Annotated in this window: 4 protein-coding genes and 1 pseudogene; all 5 read left to right on the forward strand. The window is 26.6% G+C overall.

Going from position 1 to position 3,169, the window contains the following annotated elements:
* Positions 1-144: pseudogene (locus EHV01_RS04260) on the forward strand (IS5/IS1182 family transposase); the annotation flags it as partial.
* A gap of 345 nt (positions 145-489) precedes the next feature.
* Complete coding sequence (locus EHV01_RS04265; RefSeq protein ID WP_422066354.1) at positions 490-768, forward strand: hypothetical protein; 279 nt, start codon at positions 490-492, stop codon at positions 766-768.
* A 5-nt stretch (positions 769-773) separates the two neighbouring features.
* Entirely contained in the window at positions 774-986 is a 213-nt protein-coding gene (locus tag EHV01_RS04270; protein ID WP_422066355.1) for a hypothetical protein, read from the forward strand.
* A gap of 132 nt (positions 987-1,118) precedes the next feature.
* Positions 1,119-1,394: a co-chaperone GroES gene (locus EHV01_RS04275; RefSeq protein WP_353486666.1), complete on the forward strand. Its 276-nt coding sequence runs from the start codon at positions 1,119-1,121 to the stop codon at positions 1,392-1,394.
* A 21-nt stretch (positions 1,395-1,415) separates the two neighbouring features.
* A complete protein-coding gene (gene groL, locus EHV01_RS04280; protein WP_422066356.1) occupies positions 1,416-3,029 on the forward strand; it encodes a chaperonin GroEL in 1,614 nt (537 codons plus the stop codon).
* Positions 3,030-3,169: the final 140 nt, after the last annotated feature.

Below are 3,169 nucleotides of genomic sequence, written 5' to 3' on the forward strand. Positions count from 1 at the left end.
ACAAGTTTTTCGCTTGGAAAAAAACATGATTATGCTTTATTTAAAGAATCAAAAATTTCAATTTTAAAAAATACCAAATTAATAGTTGACAGTGGTTATCAAGGAATACAAAAAATTCACAATAATGTTCTACCTACAAAGAAAAMAAMCATTTTAGTAAATGGTTTAATTTATTATTCTTATTCAATTTCTGAGTTTTTTCAAAACCCCAATTTTTTACATGCGACCCTTGCTTTAATTGGAACATATGTTAGTGTTGCTGGATGAAAATTACGTTGACAAGCATAAAACTTTTTTAGAATAAAAATCTCTCTCAATCTGAGAGATTTTTATTTTTTAATTTACCTTAAAATTAGTTAATACGATAAGATTTAAATATATCAATTAAAAACATAGAGAGAAAGGAAAATTGGTAATGAAAAAAAGTACATTATGACTAATTTTAGTTGGTATTATTAATATCGGTTCGTTATTAATAAATGTCCATTTATGAGTCAAGACAACCAAGAAAATGTAGCAAATAATGTTAAACAAGAAACTAGGGTTAAAAGAAGTTTCAATGATAATCAAGATGAAATTGAAGCGTCATTAGAAAGTATTTTTACAGATATTAAAATTTTATATGCTTCATTTCGATCAATATTATGGACTCAAATCATTATTTATCGTACTATTTGTACAAACAAAAAAAGTTTATTAATTTTTTTATTGCAGAGATATTTTCTGAAGCAAGAAATGTTTCCATTGATGGAAGAATTAGAAGATTAGAATATATGTCATCATTCGCTAATTTGATCTGAAATAATTGAAATAAAATTAATGTGATTTGAAATGATAGTGACAAAAAACATCGTATACGAATTGTTGCAAAAATATTACCAAACATTATTGTTTGAGAAACTTATCATGGAAAACATGAAAAAAGAATCTTATCTGAGTATCTTTCAACTAATATTAGATATGATGAAGATGAAATGGTTTATTAAAATAAAATTAGCAAAAAGTTGATTTATATTACTATAAAAATACTTGCATTTTTTAATAAAATTTGTTAAATATATTATTGGCAGTTACATATGCCATTTGTTAATAGTCATGTTAATAAGGAGGAATGTTATATGATTAAACCACTAGGAAAAAATATTGTCTTAGAAAAAGAAGAAAAAAAAGAAACATTTATTAATGGAATTTATTTACCAGAAGATGAAAAAAGCAAAAGCCATATTGGAAAAATAATTGCAATTAGTACTGAAGTTAGTAAAGATGGGACCTTTGAAGGAAAAATAAATAATAAAGTTCTTTATCGCGAATATGCCGGAACTGAAATTGAATTTAATAATAAAAAATTAGTCTTAATTTCTAATGAAGATATTTTAGGCGTAATTGAAGAATAAAATTAAAGGGGGAATAGAAATATGTCAAAATCAATTAAATTTGCTGAAGAAGCAAGAATGAAATTACTTAATGGAATTAATAAATTAACTGATGCAGTAAAAGTGACTTTAGGACCAAAAGGAAAATATGTTTTATTAGAAAAAATTTATGGTTCACCATTAATTACGAATGATGGCGTTACAATTTCAAAGGAAATTGAATTAAGCAATCATTTTGAAAATATGGGAGCTAAGTTAGTTGCTGAAGTTGCTAATAAAACAAATGATGTTGCTGGTGATGGAACAACAACGGCAATTGTTTTAACTCAAGCAATTGTTAAAGAAGGATTAAAAAATATTACTGCTGGTGCAAATGCTGTAGCTATTCGTAATGGAATTGAAAAAACAGTTAAAGCAATTGTGGATTTATTAAAACAATCAGCAAAAGAAATTAAGTCAAAAGAAGAAATTGCACAAGTTGCGAGTGTTAGTTCAAAAGATCCTGAAATTGGTGCCTTAATTGCTGAAATTATGACTAAAGTTGGTAATGATGGGGTTATTACTATTGAAGAATCAAAAACAATCAATACTGAAACAAGTGTTACTAAAGGATTACAATTTGATAAGGGATATTTATCACAATACATGGTAACTGATAGTGAAAAAATGTTAACAGAATTTGAAAATCCATATATTTTAATTACTGATAAAAAAATTAGTAATATGAAAGAAATTCTACCAATTTTAGAAAAAATTGTTGAAGAAGGACGTTCATTATTAATTATTGCTGATGATGTTGATGGTGATGTTTTACCGACATTATTACTAAACAAAATGCGTGGTGCTTTCAATATTTGTGTTGTTAAAGCCCCAGAATTTGGGAATAACCGTAAAGATTTATTGGAAGATATTGCTATGTTAGTAAAAGGTAAATTTGTTAATGGTGATTTAGGAATGGATTTCAAAACTTTAACTTTAGATGATTTAGGAACGGCAAAAAAAGTAATTGTTTCAAAAGATACGACAACAATTATTGAAGGAAAAGCAACACGTGCAGAAATTGAAGATCGTAAAGAATTTATTCGTAATCAAATTAAAAATGAAAAATCAACATTTGAGCATGATAAATTGAAAAAAAGATTAGCTAAACTTGCGAATGGTGTTGGAATCATTAAAGTTGGTGCACCAACTGAAACAGAAATGAAAGAGAAAAAATTACGAATTGAAGATGCCTTAAATTCAACTAAAGCTGCTGTTGAAGAAGGTATTGTTGCTGGTGGTGGAACGGCATTAGTACAAGTTGGGAAAAAATTAGGAAATTTAAAATTAAATGATGAAGAAAAATTAGGATTAAATATTGTGTTACGAGCAATTGAAGAACCAGTTCGTCAAATTGCTGCTAACGCTGGTGTTGATGGTTCAATTATTGTTAATAAATTAAAAGAACAAAATGACAATTTTGGTTATAATGCTGCAACAAATACATGAGAAAATATGATTGAGGCAGGAATTGTTGATCCAGTTAAAGTAACACGTTATGCTTTACAACATGCTGGTAGTGTTAGTGCTTTGTTGTTAACAACGGAAGCTGTTGTAGTAAATAATGATGAAGACAAACAACCAAAAGCACCAAGTTATCCTGACTTAGGAATTTAATTAAAGAAACATTAGACTTCTTGCATAACCTATTCTTTTATTTAAAAATTTAATATTTTCCTACAACGAAAAATGACTTTTTTATTTAAATTATTTAATTTTAAATACATCTTCTATGCTATCTATAATAATTGCAAATA

The sequence above is a fragment of the Spiroplasma sp. hy2 genome (assembly GCF_044714365.1).
In the GTDB taxonomy this organism is placed as follows: Bacteria; Bacillota_I; Bacilli_A; order Mycoplasmatales; family Mycoplasmataceae; genus Spiroplasma; species Spiroplasma phoeniceum.